Raw genomic sequence first — 20,891 nt, 5'->3', positions numbered from 1 at the left:
GTTGTCAGTTTCGTTATCTTTCATTTTAACTTTGGTCACCTGCATAATTTATGTCCCTGTCGAATAAAACTAAAGAACAAATAACTCAGTGGTATAAAGGGTTGTCCGTACAAATTGACGGGTTTGTTTCCCGATCACCGCAGCGGCAGATGATCGCGCAAGTCGCAAAAAATTTAGCAGATGATGACGGCCGCCATTTGGTTATAGAAGCGCCTACTGGGGTGGGTAAAACGCTATCTTATTTAATACCAGGGATAGCGGTTGGTAGGGAAGAAGGAAAAACCTTAGTGGTTAGTACGGCGAATGTGGCATTACAAGACCAAATTTATAGTAAGGATTTACCGTTATTAAGCAAAATTATTCCTGATCTAAAATATACAGGTGCATTTGGGCGTGCTCGTTATGTTTGCCCCCGTAATTTAGAAGCTATTTGTGCAGCAGAAGGTGAGCAAATAGATTTAATGTTATTGGTGGAAGACAAAACGGAAATTGCGAATAGTGAAGAACGGGCAATTTGTCAGCAGCTGCGGCATGATTTTCAAAGCTTTGCATGGGATGGGCTAAGGGATCACCACAAACGGGCATTTAGCGATAGCTTATGGCGCAAAGTCAGCACAGATAAAATGAATTGTTTAGGTCGTAATTGTCAATTTTATCAGCGTTGCCCATTTTTTATTGCTAGGCGGGAAATCGAAGATGCCGATGTGGTGGTTGCTAATCATGCGTTAGTTATGGCTGCAATGGAAAGTGAATCTGTATTACCTGACCCGAAAAATTTATTATTAGTGCTTGATGAAGGCCATCATGTTCCGGATGTTGCAAGGGATGCCCTTGAAGTTGAAGGCGAAATTACGTTAGTTCAACTAACGGCACAGCTTGATAGCTTTATTCAGCATGTTGGGCAGTACATGGGGCAATTTCGTCCGGCGAAGCCACCAAAGTTAGCTAACCCCGAACGGTTACAGCAACATGCAGAAAAATTACGTGAAACATTTCGTGATTTCTCATTATTAGCGAATGCATTATTACCAGAAACATCAAAAGAAACTGAATATTTATTTCCGCTTGGTGTATTGCCTGAAGCTATGCAACTGAGCTGTCAGGCCTTGTTTAAGCAAACTGATGCATTACAGGGACTGGCGGAAGCCATCTTAAATGATTTGACGGAACAAACTGCGAAGCAAGATATTGTCCGCTTACATCGCTCCATTATTGTGACTAGTAGGGCTATGGGGTACTTTGAAAATATGTCGAAGCTTTGGCGGTTGGCGGCATTAGAACAAAGTTCAGGTGCCCCTGTATCAAAATGGTTAAGTCGGCGTTATGAGAAAAACCAATCTCGCTTCTTTATGCATTGTGCAGGGATCCGAGTCAGCGAACAATTACAACATTTGTTATGGCGAAATGTTCCTCATATTGTGATTACCTCGGCAACACTGAGGTCATTGAACAGTTATTCACGTTTTATGGAACTTACTGGGTTATCCGAAAAAAGTGATGACCGCTTTGTGACATTATCTTCTCCTTTTAACCATGTTGAGCAAGGAAAAATTATTATTCCTAAAATGGAATATGAGCCAACGATAAACACTGAAGCTGAACACTTAGCGGAAATGGCAGTATTTTTCCGTGAACAATTTGCTAAAAATACTCACCGTGGAGTACTGGTTTTATTTAGTAGCCAAAGAGCGATGGAAGGTTTTCTTGAGCATGTAAAGGATTTGCGTTTGCAGCTTTTAGTTCAAGGAGATCAACCACGTTACCGGTTAGTCGAAACTCATTGCGAAAGAATTAACCAAGGGCAATCTAGTGCCTTAATTGGCTTACAATCGTTTGCTGAGGGGTTAGACCTAAAAGGGGAATATTTAACTCAGGTCCATATCCATAAAATTGCATTTCCACCAGTAACAAACCCTGTGATTATCACCGAAGGGGATTGGTTGAAATCATTGAAGCGATACCCATTTGAAGTACAAAGTTTACCTAGCGCCTCATTTAACTTGATACAGCAAGCAGGTAGGTTGATTCGTAGTCATGAGTGCTATGGTGAAATTATTATTTATGATAAACGTTTGCTAACTAAAAATTATGGTAAAAGGCTATTAAATGCATTACCTGTATTTCCTATAGAACAACCTGAGATACCTAAAAACAGTAAATAACTAAGTTAACTTATTTTATTTTTAGGTATTTGAATAACAGTTTGATTATAGTTAATGACTTGCAAATAAAATGGCCACTCTACAGTGGCCATTGGTCAATTTTAATTGACTCTATTTACGACATTACTCAATATTTGCTTCTAAGAACCAGAGGAATTTATCCATATCGCGGGAAGCTGCGGTAAACATATCCGCAGTGTCTTCGTCTTCCACTTCATCAATGGCTTTACGGATATCATTTGCGACAATAGCATAGCGGTCGGCTAACGCTTTTAAGTGGTCTTGTACGCTATGGATATTAATTGGGTAAGCTTCTAACGAGGTGAAGCGGTTAACTTCTTGCGTTGTACCAATAGCAACACCTCCCAATTGAACCGCGCGCTCTGCGAATTCATCTAAATGTTCAACTAACGTGGTTCTAAAGCCATCTAGCATTTCATGGATAGCAATAAAATTACGGCCACGCATATTCCAGTGGGCTTGTTTAGTCATTAGAGAGAGATCGGTAAAATGGACCACCATAACATTAAGAATTCCAATGGTTTCCAATTTTACGCTGTCTTCCATATCATTACGTGTATATAAAAGTTCATTTGAAGATGCTTTAAATAATTTAGCTGTGCTCATGATTCATCCTCTCTTAAATATGAATTTGTTTAGTAACCTCATCTGTCAATAAATATAAAATAACCAAACTAATTTGTCATAATGTAATAAACGATTAATTTAATAGGTCTATTCGATATACTTTATTAACCGTTAATTAATTGTGGATCTTCGGTACTAATCGTTTTTGACAATAAGTGCGATAGAGATGATAAATTTTTATTTAAAGCATAAACTAGAAATAAAAATAGATTATTTCAAATTGATGAATAAAACTTTACACGAAAAAAGGTTAATAAATATCTATATATCGAATTTATTAACCTTGATTGTCTTTGTTTGCTTATAGTTTTTAGTGACTAGGACACTTTTTCGATTTTTGACTTTGGTACCGCTGTTGAGGTGGAACCAATAGAAGCACAGACAATACATAATAATGCCAACCATTGAGTCATCGTTAAGTGCTCATTTAGGAAAACAATTCCTAAAAATGCGCCCATACAAGGTTCAAGGCTCATCAATGTACCAAAAGTTCGGGCTGGTAAACGCGTTAGCGCGATCATTTCTAATGTATAAGGAAATGCGGTTGATAAAATCGCGACTGCTAGTGCAATAGGTAAAATTGAGGGGTCGAACATCACCTCGACACCTGTTTGCATTAAGCCGATAGGGAAGAAGATCATGGCAGAAATAAATGAACCTATTGCAACGGTTGCTGCACCGTAACCCGCTCCTGCACGTTGCCCGAATATAATATATAACCCCCAGCAGACACCGGCTCCGAGAGCATAGAGAGCACCGAGTGTATCAATGGAATCAATATTATCGCCGATTGGAAGTAAGAATAATAACCCAACAATAACAAGGGCTATCCATAAAAAATCAATCGGACGGCGAGAAGAAAACATCGCAACGGCTAAAGGACCAGTAAATTCTAAAGCAACAGCTATCCCTAATGGAATTCGTTCAAGAGATAGGTAAAACAAATAATTCATCGTACCTAGGGATAACCCATAAGCAAGCAATGGAACTAGCGAATTTTTTCTGAATTTTAAACGCCAAGGCTTAAAAATAACGAACAAAATAATAGTAGCAAGCAATAAACGTAAACCAGTAACACCGGGAGCGCCGATAACAGGAAATAAAGTTTTAGCTAAAGAAGCTCCGCTTTGAATAGAGGTCATTGCAAGCAGTAATAACCCTATAGGTAATAGCGGAAATGCGCTCTTTTTAGTGTCGGCAGACATAAATAAGTAAACCTCGGAAAACGTAACTTAATTGATAATAAATATTTAGAAAATAAGTATTCAGTGATGAAAAATAATTTCTTAAAGATTATCTCATAAAACAGCACGGCTTTATATTTGTTTATGGTTTAGCTATAGAGAATAAGGGGGTAAATGTGCTCTATTGGTTGTCAACATGTTGGTTTAGGTGAATAGCAGTGCTATAAACATGAGTTAGTCTCATTTTATTATGGCGAAGAGTGAAGCTTGAGCTTCTGTATTAGGCTCGTATAATTCAGTGCTTTAACTAAAAAGTCACAATAAAAATGGAAAATGAGGAACAAATGGGAAAAATTAAAAGTATTGCAGTGTATTGTGGTTCCAGTATGGGAAAAAATGAGGTCTATCAGCAAAAAGCCATTGAGTTTGCTAAAGAAATGGTTAAACGTGATATCACGTTAGTCTATGGTGGAGCGAGCGTGGGAATTATGGGGACAGTTGCTGATACCGTATTGTCATTAGGGGGAAAAGCGATTGGGGTGATCCCATCATTGCTAGAAGAACGTGAAATTTCTCATAAGAATTTAACTGAGTTGTATAAAGTTGAAACGATGCATCAGCGTAAAAGTAAAATGATTGAGCTTGCGGATGCCTTTGTCGCTTTGCCTGGCGGTTATGGCACGCTTGAAGAGTACGCAGAAGTATTTACTTGGAGCCAAATTGGTTTGCATGCTAAGCCATGCGCTTTATTTAATATTAATAATTATTGGCAGTCATTGATTGATATGACAAATAAGATGGCAGATGAAGGTTTCCTCCATGAAAAATACCGTCATATGGCGATTGTGAATGATTCTCCCGCTGAATTATTAGAAAGTTTTGAATCTTATATTGCCCCATCAATTAAAACCTACGACTAGCATCAATACTGAAATAACAGAGAGGAATGCATGATAAGGGAAGCTATCAAAAATGATGTGGACTCTATTCTTTCACTTTACCAAATTTTGTTTTCGGAGATGGCATTACTTGACCCTGAGCGCTTACAACCCGCTGAACAGGCTAAGGAATTTATTGAAAATGCAATTATTGACGATAAATTTTATGTGTTAGTTGCTGAATTCAACGGTGAGATTAAAGGGTTTTGTATTGCACAACAGCAAATCGCTGACCCTTATAGCTGCATTGTTCCTCGAAATTTTGGTTATATCTTTGACCTAGTGGTTGCTCCTAATTTCCGTGGTGAAAAAGCAGGGCAAAAATTACTAAATGCGATGAAAGCCTGGGCAAAAAGTCGACAACTAAGCCACTTGGAGTTGTCAGTGTTAGCGCAAAACCATAAAGCGATTAAATTTTATGAACGAGAAGGGCTTACTGAAATCAGTCGTACTATGGGGATCACACTATAGTTTGGCAATATAATCGGTCTTTCCTTTCGTGTTAATCAATTTGCTGAAAACAGCACAAGATCTAAGCGGCGTAATATGGCATAATGCGCCGCTATTTATACCTGCCGTACTCTAATGACCATGCATGGAATGCATTTTACTGCTCAAATCATTATTTTGGGTTATTTTGCACGCCGCAGTCATGGGCCTCTAATCATCGCAGGCTATTTTACACCGTTTAATTTAAGGCATAGCAGTGTTAACAACGAACAATATCACTATGCAGTTTGGCAGTAAGCCACTGTTTGAAAACATTTCAGTTAAATTTGGCACAGGCAACCGTTATGGTTTGATCGGCGCAAATGGAGCGGGTAAATCCACATTTATGAAGATCTTAGGGGGCGATTTAACCCCTACAGCTGGAAATGTGAGTACGACCGATCCAAATGAGCGTATTGGTAAACTTCGCCAAGATCAGTTCGCATTTGAAGAATTTACCGTACTTGATACCGTGATTATGGGTCATAGCGAGCTGTGGGACGTCAAACAAGAGCGCGATAGAATCTACGCCTTACCTGAAATGAGCGAAGAAGACGGCTACCGCGTGGCTGATCTAGAGGTCGCTTATGGTGAAATGGACGGTTATAGCGCGGAAGCTCGTGCCGGTGAATTATTGTTGGGTGTAGGTATTCCTGTCGAACAACACTATGGGCCGATGAGTGAAGTTGCACCAGGCTGGAAACTGCGTGTGCTGTTGGCACAAGCCCTATTTTCTGACCCAGATATCTTATTACTCGATGAGCCGACGAATAACTTGGATATCGATACGATTCGTTGGTTAGAGCAAGTGCTGAACGATCGTAACTGTACTATGATCATTATTTCCCATGATAGGCACTTTTTAAATACCGTATGTACCCATATGGCTGATCTAGATTACGGTGAATTGCGTTTATTCACTGGTAACTATGATGAATATATGATCGCGGCAACTCAAGCACGTGAGCGTTTACTGGCAGATAACGCGAAGAAAAAAGCACAAATTGCAGAACTGCAATCTTTTGTTAGCCGCTTTAGCGCTAACGCATCTAAATCGAAACAAGCGACTTCACGCGCACGTCAAATTGATAAAATTCAATTGGATGAAGTGAAAGCGTCTAGCCGACAAAATCCATTTATTCGTTTTGAACAAGAGAAAAAATTGTTCCGAAATGCGCTTGAATTAGAAGCTGTAACCAATGGTTATGACCAAGGGCCATTATTCAAAAACGTCAATTTATTACTGGAAGTTGGCGAAAAAATGGCTGTCATTGGTGCTAATGGTATCGGTAAAACGACATTCTTAAAAACGCTGGTGGGTGAACAGCCTGCAACGAGCGGGATGGTTAAATGGTCAGAAAACAGCAGTATCGGGTACTATGCCCAAGACCATGCAGAAGATTTTGAAACGGATTTAACCGTGTTTGACTGGATGAGTCAGTGGAAAAGTGAAGGGGATGACGAGCAAGCGGTGCGCAGTATTTTAGGCCGTTTACTGTTTTCTCAAGATGACATTAAAAAGAAAGTTAAAGTGTTATCCGGTGGTGAACAAGGGCGTATGTTATTTGGTAAGTTAATGATGCAACAGCCAAATATTTTGATTATGGATGAGCCAACCAACCACTTGGATATGGAATCTATCGAGTCATTAAACTTAGCCCTCGAATTATACAAAGGTACGTTAATTTTCGTTTCTCATGACCGTGAGTTTGTTAGCTCGTTAGCGAGTCGTATTTTAGAAATTAAAGAAGATAAAGTCATTGATTTCAAAGGTAGTTATGATGAATACCTGACAAGCCAAGGTGTGGTTATCTAAATCTGTTTTTTGGGATTAGAAACACAAAAGCCCTCAAAATCTGAGGGCTTTTTAATGGGTGAAGTAAACTTAGTTTTTCTTCACAAACTCAGATTTCAATTTCATTTGACCGAAACCATCAATTTTACAATCGATATTGTGGTCGCCTTCGACCAAACGGATACCTTTAACGCGGGTACCAATTTTTAGCATAGAAGAGCTGCCTTTGACTTTGAGATCTTTAATAACCGTGATGGTATCACCATCAGCTAACAGGTTGCCATTGGCATCTTTTACAATCAATTCATCAATATCAGCTACAGGTTCGGCATCATTCCATTCATGCGCGCACTCAGGGCAGATATACATATCGTTATCAGTATAGGTGTATTCAGACTGGCATTTCGGGCAAGGAGGGAATTGCATATTCATACTCTCAGTAACTTTATCAAAAGAATAAACAGTGGTGATATTTAAACCATCAAGCACCACAAAAGAGAGATAGTATAAGGTGAAAGGGCAATTAAATTATTTTTTCGGATTATTCTTAATTTTGATGTAATAAAAATAGGAAAAAGGCGAGAAAAGCCTCGCCTGAATGATGAGAAAAGCCAACTTGCCCGAAAATTTAGCAGTTAGCTTTTAGCACAGACTTCACAATGCGGGTCTTTGCTAAGTTTAAATTGGCGAAAATCCATGGTCATTGCATCAAATAGCAATACTTTTCCTGAATTAACTTTCCCATAATTAGCTAATAATTTAATGGTTTCCATCGCTTCTAGCGTACCAATGGTCCCGACTAAAGGGGACATAACCCCTGCTTCCACACAAGTTAAGTTATTTTCACCAAATAAACGGCTTAAACAGTGATAGCAAGGGGTGTTTTCTTCATAAGTGAAAACAGATAATTGCCCTTCCATGCGAATAGCAGCACCTGAAACCAGTGGTTTTTTTCGTGGTAAACACAAGCGGTTGAGCTGTTCACGAATGGCAACGTTATCTGTGCAGTCTAAGATCACATCATGATGCATAATTAATTCATCAAGTTGTGCATCATCAAGTTGTGCATTGACGGTGTCAATTTGAATATATGGGTTAATGGCAGCAAGTTGCGCTTTAGCTGAATCAACTTTCGGTGTACCAATGGTGACGTCACGGTGCAAAATTTGCCGTTGCAAGTTAGACAATGACACGGTATCGAAATCCACCAATGTTAGATGACCGACACCAGCAGCAGCAAGGTATTGAGTTGCGGCACAGCCTAAACCGCCAAGGCCAATAACCAGTACTTTGCCAGCTTTAAGTTTTTCCTGCCCATCGAAATCAAATCCACGGAGGATAATTTGGCGGTTGTACCGCAACATTTCCGGATCGCTAAGCTCTTGCACTGTTATTATTCACTTTTTAATAAATAGTTAAACATTTCGACTTCAACCATTTCACCCGCTTCAACACGGCCACGTTCTCTTTCAAGGACAATAAAGCAGTTAGCTAAACTAAATGAACTAAACACGTGTGAGCCTTGGTGACCCGTCGTGGCGACTTGCAATTGTCCTTGTTCATTAGCGGTTAGAATTCCTCGTTGAAAATCTAAACGGCCCGGGCTTTTCTTCAACGCGGTGGTAACCGGAACTTTGAAGCGTAGCGGGGCACGCCATTGGCTGTGTCCTGAAAGGCGTGCAATCAGTGGTTGAACCAATTGGTAGAAGGTGAGTGCGGCAGAAACAGGGTTCCCCGGTAGCCCACAAAACCAAGCGTCACTTAACTTACCAAATGCAAAGGGTTTTCCTGGTTTAATGGCTAACTTCCAAAAACCAATCGTGCCTAATTCATCCAAAATTTGTTTGGTATAGTCAGCTTCACCCACGGAAACGCCGCCACTACTGATGACCAAATCAGCGTGTTGGTTAGCTTCGATAAAGGTTTGTTTGAGTTTTTCTGGCGAGTCCGGTATCACACCTAGATCAAGTACTTCGCAGTTAAGTTTTTCAAGCATCAGGCGAACGGTGAAACGGTTAGTATCATAAATTTGCCCATCTGCTAAAGGAAGGCCAACGGCTTGTAGCTCATCGCCCGTTGAAAAAACGGCAACTTTAAGGCGGCGATATACGGTGACATCAGCAATACCCAGTGAAGCAATTAAAGGTAGCTGAGCGGTCGTTAGTAAGGTGCCTGCAGGGAATACGGCACTGCCTTGGGTGATATCTTCCCCTGCTTTGCGGATATTACTACCTTGTTTAATTGGTTGGGTGAATACAATACCTTGGTCCGTTTGTTGTGTAGATTCTTGCATCACAACGGTATCCACTCCTTGTGGAATTGGTGCGCCTGTCATAATACGTACGCAGCAACCTGCTTTTAGTTCACCTTCCATCGGGTTACCCGCAAAAGATTTACCTGCTACAGGCATTGGCGTTTTACCATCCCAATCGGCGAAACGTAAGCCATAACCATCCATAGCAGAATTATCAAATGGTGGAACATTGATAGGGGAAATCAGGTCTGTCGCAATGATGCGTTGTGCAGAGGAGGTCAGTGGAATGATTTCTGTATCTGTGACGGTTTTCGTTTGAGATAGTAATTTTTCCAATGCAACATCTAGAGAAATCAAATCGTTAGTATGACACTGATCCATAAATAATGACCCTCATTATTGTTATCTGCCTTGAGGCTTTAAAATGTGTTCGTGATGCATATTATGGCAGAAATCCATTAGTGGGTGAATGAATAGAAATTGATTACAGATAGCTTTTGGTTAGATTTAACGAATAGGGAGGCATTACCACAGACAAAATTACGCATGAAATGACCTATTTTTAGATTATTTATTGCGTTAATCATTTCAAGTTTATTCGTTTATCGCCATTCAAGGTTAAAACATTGATAAAAAATGTGCTACTAATCACCTTATATAAGGTGTAAAACCTTTTAATGTATGTATTCATTTGGTGAATAAATTGCAGGGTAAAATGCAAATATTTCACAGCGATTAACGATGTTGTACTGGATTATCTCTACCTGCTGTTTTAGAGTACCGCACACCTGCATTTTATAAAAATAGTTATACCATTTGTGGAGGATCACATGTCATCTCTGAGTAAAGAGGCCGAATTAGTTCATGCCGCGCTGGAGGCTAGAGGCTTAGAAACGCCTTTACGTATCCAGCCAAAATCAGGCGATGAACGTAAGAAACTGATTGAAGGGCACATGACAGAGATCATGACGCTACTGAATTTGGATTTAACCGATGACAGTTTAGCTGATACCCCTCGTCGCATCGCAAAAATGTATGTTGATGAAATTTTTTCAGGGCTAGATTACGCGAACTTTCCAAAAATCACTCTGATTGAAAATAAAATGAAAGTGGATGAAATGGTCACCGTGCGTGATATTACGCTTACAAGCACCTGTGAACACCATTTTGTTACGATTGATGGAAAGGCCACGGTTGCCTATATTCCAAAAGATAAAGTCATTGGTTTATCGAAAATTAATCGAATTGTGCAATTTTTCTCACAGCGTCCACAAGTGCAAGAGCGCTTAACACAGCAAATTTTGGTTGCTTTGCAAACATTATTGGGAACAACAAATGTAGCTGTTTGTATCGATGCAGTGCATTATTGCGTGAAAGCACGTGGTATTCGTGACGCGACTAGTGCAACAACAACAACGTCATTAGGCGGGTTATTTAAATCAAGCCAAAATACACGGCAAGAATTTTTACGTGCAGTGCGTCACTTATAATTTATGACAGCAACGACGCCGTCAAGTCGCATTGGCCAACTTGACGCTGTTCGTGGTATGGCGATTTTAGGTATTCTTTTAATGAATATCTTTGCTTTTGCTTTACCACAAGCGGCGTATTTAAACCCTTATTACACCAATAAAACACCCGACTCAGAGGCTTACCTCTGGGGGATTTTCAATGTCCTTTTTCAAGGCAAAGTTCTCGCTATTTTTTCAATCCTATTTGGGGCAACCCTTGCTTTATTACAACCCCGTTCTCTTCGTTGGAACCAGTGCCGTTTATTTGTTTTAGCCCTGTTTGGGGTGATTCATGGGGTTGGCTTTTGGGACGGTGATATTCTTTTGGCCTATGCATTAACGGGCTTGTTGGTAACCTATTTGCTTAATCAATATGATGATGGTTTTTTATTGAAAATAGCATTGTCACTATATTTGATTGGGCTAGTCATCTTGCTCGTGTTGGGAAGTGGTGTAGATCCCTCAGGTTTTTGGCAAACCTCGGATAAGCAATTAGCATTTGAATATACTATACATACCTCTGGGGGAATGGATGGTGTGTATTATCGAGCATCAGAGATGCTCAAGATGGTTGAAATGTTGGTTATCCAATATGGCTGGCAATTATCTGCGTTGATGATTATTGGCGCGTTGTTAATGATAAATGGTTGGTTACGAGGGCAATTCACCGCTCAACATTATCGCAAAATAGCCTGCATATTTATCTTGCCATCTATATTGGTCCAAATAGTTTCGCTATACATGCAAAGCCAATTCAATTGGAGCTATTTTTCAACATCAATCATTGGTTATATTATTAATGAGCTAGTTATTCCATTTCAATCTTTAGGATATATAGCTCTGGTGTATGGCTTTTGGGGGATAGTGGTAAACAACAAAGTAATCCATGGGCTGCAATATGTGGGTCGTATGGCGTTGAGTAATTATATTTTGCAAACACTAATTTGTACCGTGTTGTTTTATCAATTCGGCTATTTTGGTCAATTTACGCGGGTTGAATTACTTGTCTTGGTTCCCATTATTTGGGGAGCAAATTTATTGTTTTCTTATTATTGGTTGATGTTTTTTAGCCAGGGGCCACTTGAATGGTGTTGGCGCAAATTGACGGGAAAGTTAATAAGTAGATGAAGGTTCATCTACTTATAGGTCTAATTCAATTTATTGACTTCATCCGGTGAAACCGCCGGATAGCCTTTAATTCCTGCTGGCATCTTAATGGGGGCTGGGATGGATTCTTGTTCACCTAAAAATTTAGGTTCCCGTTTTAAGATATATAAATCCGCCAGAGCGCCTAGCCGTGCAAACACTTCACGCACTCTCACTCTATACATTCCAGAAGGTGTCGGAACTGCTAAACATTGTGCATCAATACCTTTATGTTTGGCGATAAAGACCGCGCGTTCACAATGAAAACGCTGGGTAATAATCGTAAAATTATCGGTATCAAACACTTTTTTAGTGCGTACTACGGAGTCTAATGTCCTAAAACCTGCGAAATCGAGCACGATTTTAGAGGCTGGAACCCCTTCTTTAATTAAATCTTTACGCATGTTGATTGGCTCATTGTAATTATGAGCGCCATTATCACCACTGAGGAGCAAATATTTAACTTTTCCACTGTGGTATGCCTCTGCTGCGCCTTTAATGCGATAGGTATAATAGAGGTTATTAACACCAGAGGCATAATATTTGGATGTGCCAAGTACCATCCCAACATCGCGTGCAGGCAATTTTTCTACATCTTCATAGATATAGGGGGCGGTATCCCAGCTTATCCAGCGATCAAGCAACATTATGGTCGTAAATGCGATCCCTGCAATAATAATAAGACCAAAAAACAGACGTTTCCTCATGTCCTAGCCTTGATAATAAAAAGTCATAATCCGAAATTGTCAGCCCCAATAGGCCTGTGTCTTTAGGCTACTTGACTTAAATTAGTGACGCAAGTCGCGTAACGTAAAGTCATGTCAATGTCTGAATACCAATCGAAGTTGACTAATATTAAGCCTAATAATTGAATTAAAATTAATCAGACATTGGATGAAAAAGATAAATCACATTCTCATTAAAGAGTGAGCGGCTTCACATCATGATAGTTTTTATAGAATGAAGCTATATATTATGAAATATTAATTCTATATTTTGCGTATTCCGTGAAATATTGTTTCTTTGGCGGTTTTTTGTGAATAACAGTTCTCTAATCCGATAGATGAGGAAAGTATGAAATTAACGACATTACTAGCCGCGAGCGCTGTGCTTGTTACAGCAAGTGTGGCGGCAAAAGAGTACCAAATTAATCATACCGATCAGTTAAAATCACTCAATGATGCGAATAAAAGTACTGAAGTCTGGGAAAAAGCAGAAGTATTAACCGATTTTACTTACCCATGGGAAAAGGAAGTGGCTCCCAAAACAGATTTTCGCGCTTTATGGAGTGATGACGCACTATATTTCCGTTTTATTGCAGATGATAAAGATATTCAGTTAGGTGATAACCCAGATAAGGACCAAGCGGTGTTAGATTCTGACCGAGTCGAACTCTTTTTCGCGACTAGCCCTGAATTAAAACCTTATTACACGGCTGAAATGGACCCGAAAGGGCGTACTTTCGATGCAAAGGCTAATTATTACCGTGAAGTTGACCCGAGTTGGAACTGGGAAACATTACAAACCGTGGGTGAAATAACGCCAAATGGTTATGTATTAACGGGAAAAATTGATTTAGATGAATTCACTAAACTCGATTTATGGCAAGACGCAGACAAACAGACACTAATGTGTGCCATTTTGCGTGGAGAGTTCAGCGCGGGTGAACCTAAGCAAGTGCGTAAATGGATTAGCTGGATCAAACCTGATTCCGTTAAACCTGATTTTCACATCCCATCAGCCTTCGGAACCTGTAAGTTCGTAAAATAGCATTATCGCCGGTGGCTTTTGTCACCGGTATTTTTCAATACAAACCTATTATTGTGAGAAAGATCATAACCCGCAATTAAGTGGTACGAAATTGCTGTGATTTGAATTGAAATCAAAATTCATTTAATGTATTTTTTAATGAAATTAAATTTCATGAGGGCGTTTGAATGTCTCTAGCCGAAAATACTCTGAGTAACTGTCTACACAATGAATTCAATCAGGAAACGCAGCAGTTTTCACGTTTGGATACGCTATCGATGGTGAACGTCATTAACCAAGCTGATAGCACGGTTGCAGGTGCCATTCAGGCTGTTCTACCTGCGATTGCTCAAGTGGTTGACGCTGTTGCTGAGTGCTTAAAGCAAGGTGGACGTTTGTTTTACATTGGCGCGGGTACTAGCGGTAGGTTAGCCGTATTAGATAGTGCAGAATGTCCACCCACATTTGGTACTTCACCTGAAATGGTGCAATCGATTATTGCGGGTGGCCAAGATGCAATGCTAAAAGCGGTTGAAAATATTGAGGATTCAGCAGAATCAGCGATTGCCGAGCTAAAAAAACGCCAACTTTGTGCCAAAGATGTCGTGGTGGGCATTGCCGCGAGTGGACGTACACCATTTACCTTAGCGGGTATTGAATACGCTAATGAAATCGGTGCGTTAACGGTGGCTATCACCACGCGAGGAAGAGGATTATTAAGTGACGTAGCAAAATTGGCAATTGCCCCCGATGTTGGCCCTGAAGTGTTATCGGGTTCGACTCGTATGAAAAGTGGTACTGCGCAAAAAATGATTTTAGGCATGCTAAGTACTTGTGTGATGGGGAGACTAGGCCGTATTCATACTAATTTAATGGTTGATGTTGTTGCCAGTAATATCAAATTACTGCGCCGCGCAGAACGGATTGTGAGTGAAGTCTGCGGTATTGATGAACACACCGCGGCAGGGTTATTAGCGCAAGTGGATTATCATCCACGACGCGCAATTTTAATGCATGAGCTACAAATTAATGCACAGCAAGCGACGGATATCGTTCAACAACATCCAAATACCACCTTGGATAGCATGTTAGCAATTACCGTTAAGTAATGGGATAGCATGTTGAAGAGCAGGGTTATTGGCTCAGTCAACATCAGGGGGATCATATGGCTAATAAGATAGAACATCTGGAAGTACTCGCCAGAGAAATAGAAAAATATGCGGGCGGCTTTGAGAACGTGGCAACATTAACTCATTGTATGACGCGTATCCGTTTAGTTTTAAAAGATAACAGTAAATTTGATGCTGAGTCCTTGAAACAAATTGAGGGCGTAAAAGGTGTTATTTTTAATGGTGAACAGCAACAAGTGATTGTTGGGATGGGAACCGCAGCGAAAGTTTTTTCGGTGATGAACAAACGTATGCAAGGTAGCACCTCTACGACATCAGAAAATGCAGCACCGGCGGAGAAAAAAGCGTTTTCCATTCGCCGTACGTTGAATACGTTAGCCGCTATATTTGTTCCTACTATTCCAGCGTTGATTGGTTGTGGTCTAATTATGGGGCTAATCAATATCGTCCGCTTGGTTGCTCCGGGGGTTGTCGACCAATTCCCTGAGTTATTTAAGTTATTAAAATTGATTGGTAGCGCAGTCTTTGTTTATCTTTCAATTATGATTGGGGTGAATACCGCGAAAGAGCTTGGTGCATCTACCTCAATTGGTGCGGTCATGGCTGGGTTACTTTCGATGCCGGGGTTAGCGGATATCACCTTATTTGGTTCGAAATTAGTCCCGGGTAGCGGGGGTATTTTTGCAGTGCTCATGGTGGTCGTTTTCTCTTCTAAATTTGAAGTGTGGTTTAGGAGCATTATTAAAGAAAGCTTAGACCTTATCGTGACGCCATTTGTGACCATTTTAGTCTCTGCGATGGTCGCAATTGTGGTGTTCCAACCCGCAGGACATTACTTAAACCAAATTTTGGCTCAAGGTGTTTCTGTCGCTTTATTAAATAGTGGCGGTGGTGCCGTGGCGACTGGCGGTATCTTGGGGGGAAGCTTCTTATTCTTATTACTAACGGGTTTACATCAAGGTTTGATCCCAATTCACGCTGAAATTTTACAAACTTTTGGTCTGAATTACTTGTTCCCAATTTTAGCGATGGGGGGAATGGGGCAAGTGGGTTCGTGTTTCTGGGTTTATTTAAAAACCAAAAACCAACGCTTGAAGAAAACCTTAGTCGGTGCGTTACCTGTGGGTATTTTTGGTGTTGGTGAACCGCTTTTATTTGGTGTGTCATTACCATTAGGTAAACCATTCATTGCAGGTTGTATTGGTGGCGCAGCTGGCGGGGCATTAATGGCGTTCTTCCATGTCGGGATCATCATTCCTTTTGGAACAGCAGGGTTATCATTAATTCCATTAGTGGGTGATGGCCAAATATTGGATTTCTTAATTGCTGTTGCAGGTGCATGGATTGTCGGGTTCATTGCCAGTATGATAATAGGCTTCACTGATCCAGAAAAATAATTAGAAGGAAAAGCCATGTCGACACTGACGGTAAAACTGGAAAGCTTGCAGACACGCGGTAAAGGCACAGAACAACGTATTGCCACATTTTTGCTGGATAACCGCGAAAGTCTTATCGCGATGAATGCAGCGGAATTGGCACAGGCGGCTGGGGTCAGTAGTGCATCTGTTATCCGCTTTTCACGCCAAATGGGGTACCGTGGCTATCCTGAATTTAAAGTTGATTATTTGTCGGATGAGAAGCAACACAAAGCAGAAAGTTTATACGGTAATCTGAGTCGTCACGATGATACCTCTCAGATTATCGCCAAAACAGGGCAAATGTTTATTTCGGCTATTGAAAAATCACTGGATTTACTTGAGCCCTCTGTCGTAGATACCATCGCGCAAAAAATGTTTCAGGCCAAACGTATCGTGCTGTTTGGTGTCGGGTCTTCAGCCATTGTTGCCAGTGATATTTTCCATAAATTAATTCGCATTAATAAACACGCACTGTTTAGTTATGATTTGCATGTTCAGCTAAGTTACTCGGCAAATTTGGGGCCGGAAGACCTAGCTATTGCAGTAACGGCGCGTGGAAATACTCAAGAAATCAATAGTATGCTTCGTGCTGCAAAAGAAACAGGTTGCCCGACAGTCGCACTGACACGTTTTGGTCAAGATGAAGCGATAAAGTTAGCGGACTTCGCCTTGCCTTATTTTTATGATGAGCAACATTCCCAATTAGGCATCATCACCCCCCAAGTGTTACAGATGATTACTTTCGATACATTATTTTTTAAATACCTCACGTTAGCAGATAGTGATGCAAATGAAGCATTACAAAAAGGGCGACGAGCACTGATACAAGGCAAGAGTTAATGATTGTAACGGAGTTAGCGATAGGCGCACTTATTGGGCTGATTATCAGCACAACGGGTGTCGGTGGTGGTGTGATTGTCTTACCGATACTGACCTATTTTTTTGGGCTAAATGCACTAGCGGCAGTAGCCACTGCCAATTTCCTTTCGATGCTAATGAAGGTTTCTTCTTCTTATATGCATTTTCGATTAGGCAATATCCCCTTTAAAGGCGCTATGATTGTATTAGCGATTATGTTGCCGAGCACATTTCTCTCAAGTCTGTTTGTTACATGGTTGGGGGGATTACCGGGGTATGAAAAACAAGTCGAGTGGGGTATTAACCTGTTAGTGGCTGTTGCCATTATTTTTTCGCTATATTTATTTGTTCAGCGAATGTTTTTTGTTTCGATCATCAAGCAAGAAGCGGCAAAAGGGGATCAGCTAAAATCCATGGCTGTGCCGGCTATCCTAGCGGGTGTTGTACTTGGTGCAACTGGAGTTGGTGGTGGGGTGGTTGTTCTCCCTATGTTGCTGCGCTATATGCAACTGAATATTAAGCAAGCAATTGGTACATCGATTTTTGTAACAACCGTGTTGTCTGGTTCCTCTGCTTTAGCTTATGCGCAAGATGGCTATACGGATTTAAAACTGGCGCTGATATTGTGTGCAGGGGCATTGATTGTGATGCCATTAGCTAAATATTTACTGGTCCGTTTATCTGAACGTACTTTCCAATACATTACATTGTTATTAATTATCTGTAGTGCAGTAATGATGACAATGAATTTATTCACTTTCTAGATTTACGCGTCCTATTATTGACGGTATCAATAATAGGACTAATCTCTTACGAAAAAACGGTATTTTTATCGCTGATTAAGTTCTTTTGCCATTTCTTGGTAAATAAACTGGCGCTCATAGTTCAGGTCTTCGTCTTGTAGGGAAGAAAACTGGCTTAGTGTTATGGCCAGTAAGGCGGCAGCTATAAGTACAATGACACCGCTAGAGAGTAGTTTTGCCCGGACGGTTGCTTGGGGCGCAAGTACAAAAGCGCCACTAATAACAGCGCCAAGTACTGCTCCACCAATATGAGCAGCGTTATCAATACCTGACTGCAAACCATTGATGAGAGTTAGCGCAATCATCCCAATAATATTATATAGCGGGCGTTTTAATTGGTTGCGCTCTTCAAGAGAGAGGTTTGGGTTATTTATCCCTTTTAATAAATAAATTACGGAAGCGGCAGCTAACCCCATAATGGCTCCAGATGCGCCAATACCAACGGTAATATATACCGTGTTGTCAGGTAAATATAAACTATTCCATGCATTCATTGACGCGCGGTTTGCTGCGGCGTTAATGGCTTCACTGTATTGCCAATAAGCGCTAAAAAATGCCGCGCCAATACCTGAAAATAGGTATATTGCGAGCATCCTAAATTTTCCATAGGTGCGCTCGCATTCAATCCCAATAACAAACAAGGCCAATGTATTTAAAGCAAGGTGCATACCACCTGAGTGCAATACCATACTGACTGGATAACGCCACCAATCCCCCGTTAATGAAAGTTGGTAAACATTGGCACCAAATAACAATAAGTTATTTTCTTGGGAATCGAGTGGGGCGGCATAATTGAGCTGGTAAAAATAAACAACAATATTCAGCACTGCAATAAAAAGCGTTAGGGCTATTGCCCATAGGGAAAACTTAGGTTTCTGTGGAATAGCAGCATTGAGGTCGCCAGTCATGTCAATATCCTATTAATCAGTCATGGCCGTTATCTTAAATAAGTGATTTGTTTAGCGCAATTTATCATTATCTGAGAAAACAGACATTCGTTTTTTCGGATCTATAAAAAACAAAAAAGGAGCTCTAAAGAGCCCCTTTCAATCAATACCGTTATGACAAATTAAAACGAAGTCCGTTTATAGGTACGGTACTCTGGTTTCCAGAAATTACGATCAATGGCTTCATCCAATGCGCTATCAGAGGTGACCGTTGCCACACCTTGGATCTGTGCTTCTTTTGCCACTTGTTTAGCAATAATGCGAGATACATCTTGAATATCAGACAGTAGAGGTAATAGCGCACCTTCACCATTTTTGGCTAGTGGCGAACAGCTGGCGAGAGCACGGCTGGCAGCCATTAACATGCCATCAGTGACACGTTTAGCACCAGAGGCAATCACACCAAGACCAATACCCGGGAAGATATAGGAGTTGTTACATTGTGCAATTGGGAACACTTGGTCTTTGTAAGACACTGGGTTAAATGGACTTCCTGTTGCGACTAAGGCCTTGCCATCAGTCCAATTGATAATGTCTTCAGGGCGAGCTTCAACACGTGATGTTGGGTTAGATAACGGCATCACAATAGGGCGTTCACAGTGCTTATGCATCTCTTTAATGATTTCTTCTGTGAATAACCCAGCTTGGCCAGACACACCAATCAATATGGTTGGTTTGGCATTGCGTACCACATCTAACAGTGAAATTGAGTCACTGTTAACATCCCAGTCGGTTAAATTTCCACTGCTTTGGGTTAATTTGGCTTGGAAATCGAGTAAATTAGGCAGTTTATCGGTTAATAAACCAAAACGATCAACCATATAAATGCGCGAACGCGCTTCTTCGTCACTCAAGCCTTCGGATTTCATCTGGGCGATGATTTGTTCTGCAATACCGCAGCCTGCTGAGCCTGCACCCAAGAAAGTCACGCGTTGGTCGCTTAGCTTACTGCCTGCGGCATGGCTGGCGGCAATTAAACTACCTAATGCAACTGACGCGGTGCCTTGAATATCATCATTGAAACAGCATAGTTCATCACGGTAACGGGTTAATAAAGGCATCGCATTTTTCTGTGCGAAATCTTCAAATTGCAATAATACGTTTGGCCAGCGGCGTTTAACTGCCTGAACAAATTCATCAAGGAACTCGTTGTATTCATCACCAGTAATACGTGGGTGACGCCATCCCATATACAGAGGGTCATTCAGACGCTGTGGGTTGCTGGTTCCTACGTCAATAACAATAGGTAAGGTATAAGCAGGGCTGATACCCCCGCACGCGGTATAGAGAGAGAGTTTCCCAATTGGGATGCCCATACCACCGATACCTTGGTCACCAAGGCCTAAAATACGTTCGCCATCAGTAACAACAATCACTTTCACATTTTGTTTAGTGGCGTTTTGTAGCATGTCGTCGATGTATTCACGATTCGGATAAGAAATAAATAAACCACGTGCACGACGATAAATGTCAGAGAAATGCTCACAAGCTTCACCCACGGTTGGGGTATAGATAATAGGCATTACTTCAGTGAGGTGAGCATCTATAAGGCGATAAAATAAGGTTTCGTTGGTGTCTTGAATATTTCGCAGATAAATGTGTTTATCAATATCTGATTTAAAATCAATTAATTGGCGATAGGCGCGTTCAACTTGTTCTTCGATGGTTTCAACTTGTTCAGGAAGTAAACCATGCAAGTTAAAATTTGCACGCTCTTCTTCGGTGAAGGCGCTTCCTTTATTCAGCAAAGGGAATTCAAGCAAAATTGGGCCAGCGTAGGGTATATAGAGAGGGCGTTTTGTTTCGTACTCATGTTCCATGAAATATCACTCTTCGAACGATTAATCAACAAAGTCAGG

Annotated in this window: 19 protein-coding genes; 11 read left to right on the top strand and 8 right to left on the bottom strand. The window is 40.7% G+C overall.

The window, feature by feature from the left end; all coding sequences use genetic code 11:
- The first annotated feature begins 50 nt into the window (after positions 1 to 50).
- The gene (dinG, locus tag M1F26_RS13500; RefSeq protein WP_140170856.1) at positions 51 to 2,162 is read left to right on the top strand and encodes an ATP-dependent DNA helicase DinG; all 2,112 of its coding nucleotides are present in this window, start codon (positions 51 to 53) and stop codon (positions 2,160 to 2,162) included.
- Between the two features lie 123 nt (positions 2,163 to 2,285).
- Here dinG and dps read toward each other — a convergent pair whose 3' ends face one another.
- Together dps and rhtA are read right to left on the bottom strand one after the other, a co-directional pair.
- Entirely contained in the window at positions 2,286 to 2,789 is a 504-nt protein-coding gene (gene dps, locus M1F26_RS13495) for a DNA starvation/stationary phase protection protein Dps (RefSeq protein ID WP_004256573.1), read from the bottom strand.
- 338 nt (positions 2,790 to 3,127) lie between these two features.
- The gene (rhtA, locus tag M1F26_RS13490; RefSeq protein ID WP_004256572.1) at positions 3,128 to 4,015 is read right to left on the bottom strand and encodes a threonine/homoserine exporter RhtA; all 888 of its coding nucleotides are present in this window, start codon (positions 4,013 to 4,015) and stop codon (positions 3,128 to 3,130) included.
- 323 nt (positions 4,016 to 4,338) lie between these two features.
- Between rhtA and M1F26_RS13485 the strand changes: the two genes are divergently transcribed.
- From M1F26_RS13485 to M1F26_RS13475, 3 genes are all read left to right on the top strand, one after another.
- Positions 4,339 to 4,914: a TIGR00730 family Rossman fold protein gene (locus tag M1F26_RS13485; RefSeq protein ID WP_140170855.1), complete on the top strand. Its 576-nt coding sequence runs from the start codon at positions 4,339 to 4,341 to the stop codon at positions 4,912 to 4,914.
- Positions 4,915 to 4,944: 30 nt separating this feature from the next.
- Positions 4,945 to 5,403, top strand: coding sequence for a GNAT family N-acetyltransferase (locus M1F26_RS13480; RefSeq protein ID WP_140170854.1), 459 nt, complete (start codon positions 4,945 to 4,947; stop codon positions 5,401 to 5,403).
- 259 nt (positions 5,404 to 5,662) lie between these two features.
- On the top strand, positions 5,663 to 7,237 hold the full coding sequence (locus M1F26_RS13475) for an ABC-F family ATPase (RefSeq protein WP_207951428.1): 1,575 nt from the start codon (positions 5,663 to 5,665) through the stop codon (positions 7,235 to 7,237).
- Between the two features lie 69 nt (positions 7,238 to 7,306).
- On the opposite strand, the gene M1F26_RS13470 is transcribed toward M1F26_RS13475, so the two are convergent.
- The 3 genes from M1F26_RS13470 to moeA all read right to left on the bottom strand — a co-directional run bounded on the left by M1F26_RS13470 (position 7,307) and on the right by moeA (position 9,851).
- Positions 7,307 to 7,642: a zinc ribbon domain-containing protein YjdM gene (locus tag M1F26_RS13470; protein WP_004909208.1), complete on the bottom strand. Its 336-nt coding sequence runs from the start codon at positions 7,640 to 7,642 to the stop codon at positions 7,307 to 7,309.
- 209 nt (positions 7,643 to 7,851) lie between these two features.
- Entirely contained in the window at positions 7,852 to 8,580 is a 729-nt protein-coding gene (gene moeB, locus M1F26_RS13465; RefSeq protein WP_207951426.1) for a molybdopterin-synthase adenylyltransferase MoeB, read from the bottom strand.
- Positions 8,581 to 8,609: 29 nt separating this feature from the next.
- Positions 8,610 to 9,851 carry a molybdopterin molybdotransferase MoeA gene (moeA, locus tag M1F26_RS13460; RefSeq protein WP_140170852.1) on the bottom strand — a complete coding sequence of 414 codons (1,242 nt, stop codon included), beginning with the start codon at positions 9,849 to 9,851 and terminating at the stop codon, positions 8,610 to 8,612.
- 449 nt (positions 9,852 to 10,300) lie between these two features.
- Between moeA and folE the strand changes: the two genes are divergently transcribed.
- Both folE and yeiB read left to right on the top strand, forming a co-directional pair.
- Positions 10,301 to 10,960: a GTP cyclohydrolase I FolE gene (gene folE / locus M1F26_RS13455; protein WP_004256561.1), complete on the top strand. Its 660-nt coding sequence runs from the start codon at positions 10,301 to 10,303 to the stop codon at positions 10,958 to 10,960.
- Between the two features lie 3 nt (positions 10,961 to 10,963).
- On the top strand, positions 10,964 to 12,109 hold the full coding sequence (gene yeiB / locus M1F26_RS13450; RefSeq protein ID WP_140170851.1) for a DUF418 domain-containing protein YeiB: 1,146 nt from the start codon (positions 10,964 to 10,966) through the stop codon (positions 12,107 to 12,109).
- Between the two features lie 20 nt (positions 12,110 to 12,129).
- Here the strand turns inward: yeiB and sanA are convergent, their stop codons facing one another.
- Positions 12,130 to 12,834: an outer membrane permeability protein SanA gene (gene sanA / locus M1F26_RS13445; protein WP_140170850.1), complete on the bottom strand. Its 705-nt coding sequence runs from the start codon at positions 12,832 to 12,834 to the stop codon at positions 12,130 to 12,132.
- 367 nt (positions 12,835 to 13,201) lie between these two features.
- Between sanA and M1F26_RS13440 the strand changes: the two genes are divergently transcribed.
- From M1F26_RS13440 to M1F26_RS13420, 5 genes are all read left to right on the top strand, one after another.
- A complete protein-coding gene (locus M1F26_RS13440; protein WP_140170849.1) occupies positions 13,202 to 13,897 on the top strand; it encodes a sugar-binding protein in 696 nt (231 codons plus the stop codon).
- A gap of 167 nt (positions 13,898 to 14,064) precedes the next feature.
- A complete protein-coding gene (gene murQ / locus M1F26_RS13435; protein ID WP_004256554.1) occupies positions 14,065 to 14,985 on the top strand; it encodes an N-acetylmuramic acid 6-phosphate etherase in 921 nt (306 codons plus the stop codon).
- Positions 14,986 to 15,041: 56 nt separating this feature from the next.
- Positions 15,042 to 16,403 (top strand): PTS transporter subunit EIIC, encoded by a 1,362-nt coding sequence (locus tag M1F26_RS13430; RefSeq protein ID WP_004256550.1) that lies wholly within the window; start codon positions 15,042 to 15,044, stop codon positions 16,401 to 16,403.
- Positions 16,404 to 16,418: 15 nt separating this feature from the next.
- Entirely contained in the window at positions 16,419 to 17,264 is an 846-nt protein-coding gene (locus tag M1F26_RS13425; protein ID WP_004256548.1) for a MurR/RpiR family transcriptional regulator, read from the top strand.
- The gene (locus tag M1F26_RS13420; protein ID WP_140170848.1) at positions 17,264 to 18,046 is read left to right on the top strand and encodes a sulfite exporter TauE/SafE family protein; all 783 of its coding nucleotides are present in this window, start codon (positions 17,264 to 17,266) and stop codon (positions 18,044 to 18,046) included. The genes M1F26_RS13425 and M1F26_RS13420 overlap by 1 nt, the downstream gene beginning before the upstream one ends.
- Positions 18,047 to 18,111: 65 nt before the next feature.
- On the opposite strand, the gene M1F26_RS13415 is transcribed toward M1F26_RS13420, so the two are convergent.
- Together M1F26_RS13415 and M1F26_RS13410 are read right to left on the bottom strand one after the other, a co-directional pair.
- On the bottom strand, positions 18,112 to 18,993 hold the full coding sequence (locus M1F26_RS13415; protein ID WP_140170847.1) for a rhomboid family intramembrane serine protease: 882 nt from the start codon (positions 18,991 to 18,993) through the stop codon (positions 18,112 to 18,114).
- Positions 18,994 to 19,154: 161 nt separating this feature from the next.
- Entirely contained in the window at positions 19,155 to 20,852 is a 1,698-nt protein-coding gene (locus M1F26_RS13410; protein WP_140170846.1) for an NAD-dependent malic enzyme, read from the bottom strand.
- Positions 20,853 to 20,891 lie beyond the last annotated feature (39 nt).

It is taken from the genome of Providencia sp. PROV048 (assembly GCF_033688165.1).
In the GTDB taxonomy this organism is placed as follows: Bacteria; Pseudomonadota; Gammaproteobacteria; order Enterobacterales; family Enterobacteriaceae; genus Providencia; species Providencia hangzhouensis.
The sequence above is the reverse complement of the archived record's forward strand: the minus strand, read 5'-3'. Positions and strand labels throughout refer to the sequence as shown.

What these genes read in the sequence shown, in the direction of transcription:
- dinG (WP_140170856.1), top strand. Translation starts at nt 51, where the DNA reads ATGTCCCTGTCGAATAAAACTAAAGAACAAATAACTCAGTGGTATAAA.
- dps (WP_004256573.1), bottom strand. Translation starts at nt 2,789, where the DNA reads ATGAGCACAGCTAAATTATTTAAAGCATCTTCAAATGAACTTTTATAT.
- rhtA (WP_004256572.1), bottom strand. Translation starts at nt 4,015, where the DNA reads ATGTCTGCCGACACTAAAAAGAGCGCATTTCCGCTATTACCTATAGGG.
- M1F26_RS13485 (WP_140170855.1), top strand. Translation starts at nt 4,339, where the DNA reads ATGGGAAAAATTAAAAGTATTGCAGTGTATTGTGGTTCCAGTATGGGA.
- M1F26_RS13480 (WP_140170854.1), top strand. Translation starts at nt 4,945, where the DNA reads ATGATAAGGGAAGCTATCAAAAATGATGTGGACTCTATTCTTTCACTT.
- M1F26_RS13475 (WP_207951428.1), top strand. Translation starts at nt 5,663, where the DNA reads ATGCAGTTTGGCAGTAAGCCACTGTTTGAAAACATTTCAGTTAAATTT.
- M1F26_RS13470 (WP_004909208.1), bottom strand. Translation starts at nt 7,642, where the DNA reads ATGCAATTCCCTCCTTGCCCGAAATGCCAGTCTGAATACACCTATACT.
- moeB (WP_207951426.1), bottom strand. Translation starts at nt 8,580, where the DNA reads ATGTTGCGGTACAACCGCCAAATTATCCTCCGTGGATTTGATTTCGAT.
- moeA (WP_140170852.1), bottom strand. Translation starts at nt 9,851, where the DNA reads ATGGATCAGTGTCATACTAACGATTTGATTTCTCTAGATGTTGCATTG.
- folE (WP_004256561.1), top strand. Translation starts at nt 10,301, where the DNA reads ATGTCATCTCTGAGTAAAGAGGCCGAATTAGTTCATGCCGCGCTGGAG.
- yeiB (WP_140170851.1), top strand. Translation starts at nt 10,964, where the DNA reads ATGACAGCAACGACGCCGTCAAGTCGCATTGGCCAACTTGACGCTGTT.
- sanA (WP_140170850.1), bottom strand. Translation starts at nt 12,834, where the DNA reads ATGAGGAAACGTCTGTTTTTTGGTCTTATTATTATTGCAGGGATCGCA.
- M1F26_RS13440 (WP_140170849.1), top strand. Translation starts at nt 13,202, where the DNA reads ATGAAATTAACGACATTACTAGCCGCGAGCGCTGTGCTTGTTACAGCA.
- murQ (WP_004256554.1), top strand. Translation starts at nt 14,065, where the DNA reads ATGTCTCTAGCCGAAAATACTCTGAGTAACTGTCTACACAATGAATTC.
- M1F26_RS13430 (WP_004256550.1), top strand. Translation starts at nt 15,042, where the DNA reads ATGGCTAATAAGATAGAACATCTGGAAGTACTCGCCAGAGAAATAGAA.
- M1F26_RS13425 (WP_004256548.1), top strand. Translation starts at nt 16,419, where the DNA reads ATGTCGACACTGACGGTAAAACTGGAAAGCTTGCAGACACGCGGTAAA.
- M1F26_RS13420 (WP_140170848.1), top strand. Translation starts at nt 17,264, where the DNA reads ATGATTGTAACGGAGTTAGCGATAGGCGCACTTATTGGGCTGATTATC.
- M1F26_RS13415 (WP_140170847.1), bottom strand. Translation starts at nt 18,993, where the DNA reads ATGACTGGCGACCTCAATGCTGCTATTCCACAGAAACCTAAGTTTTCC.
- M1F26_RS13410 (WP_140170846.1), bottom strand. Translation starts at nt 20,852, where the DNA reads ATGGAACATGAGTACGAAACAAAACGCCCTCTCTATATACCCTACGCT.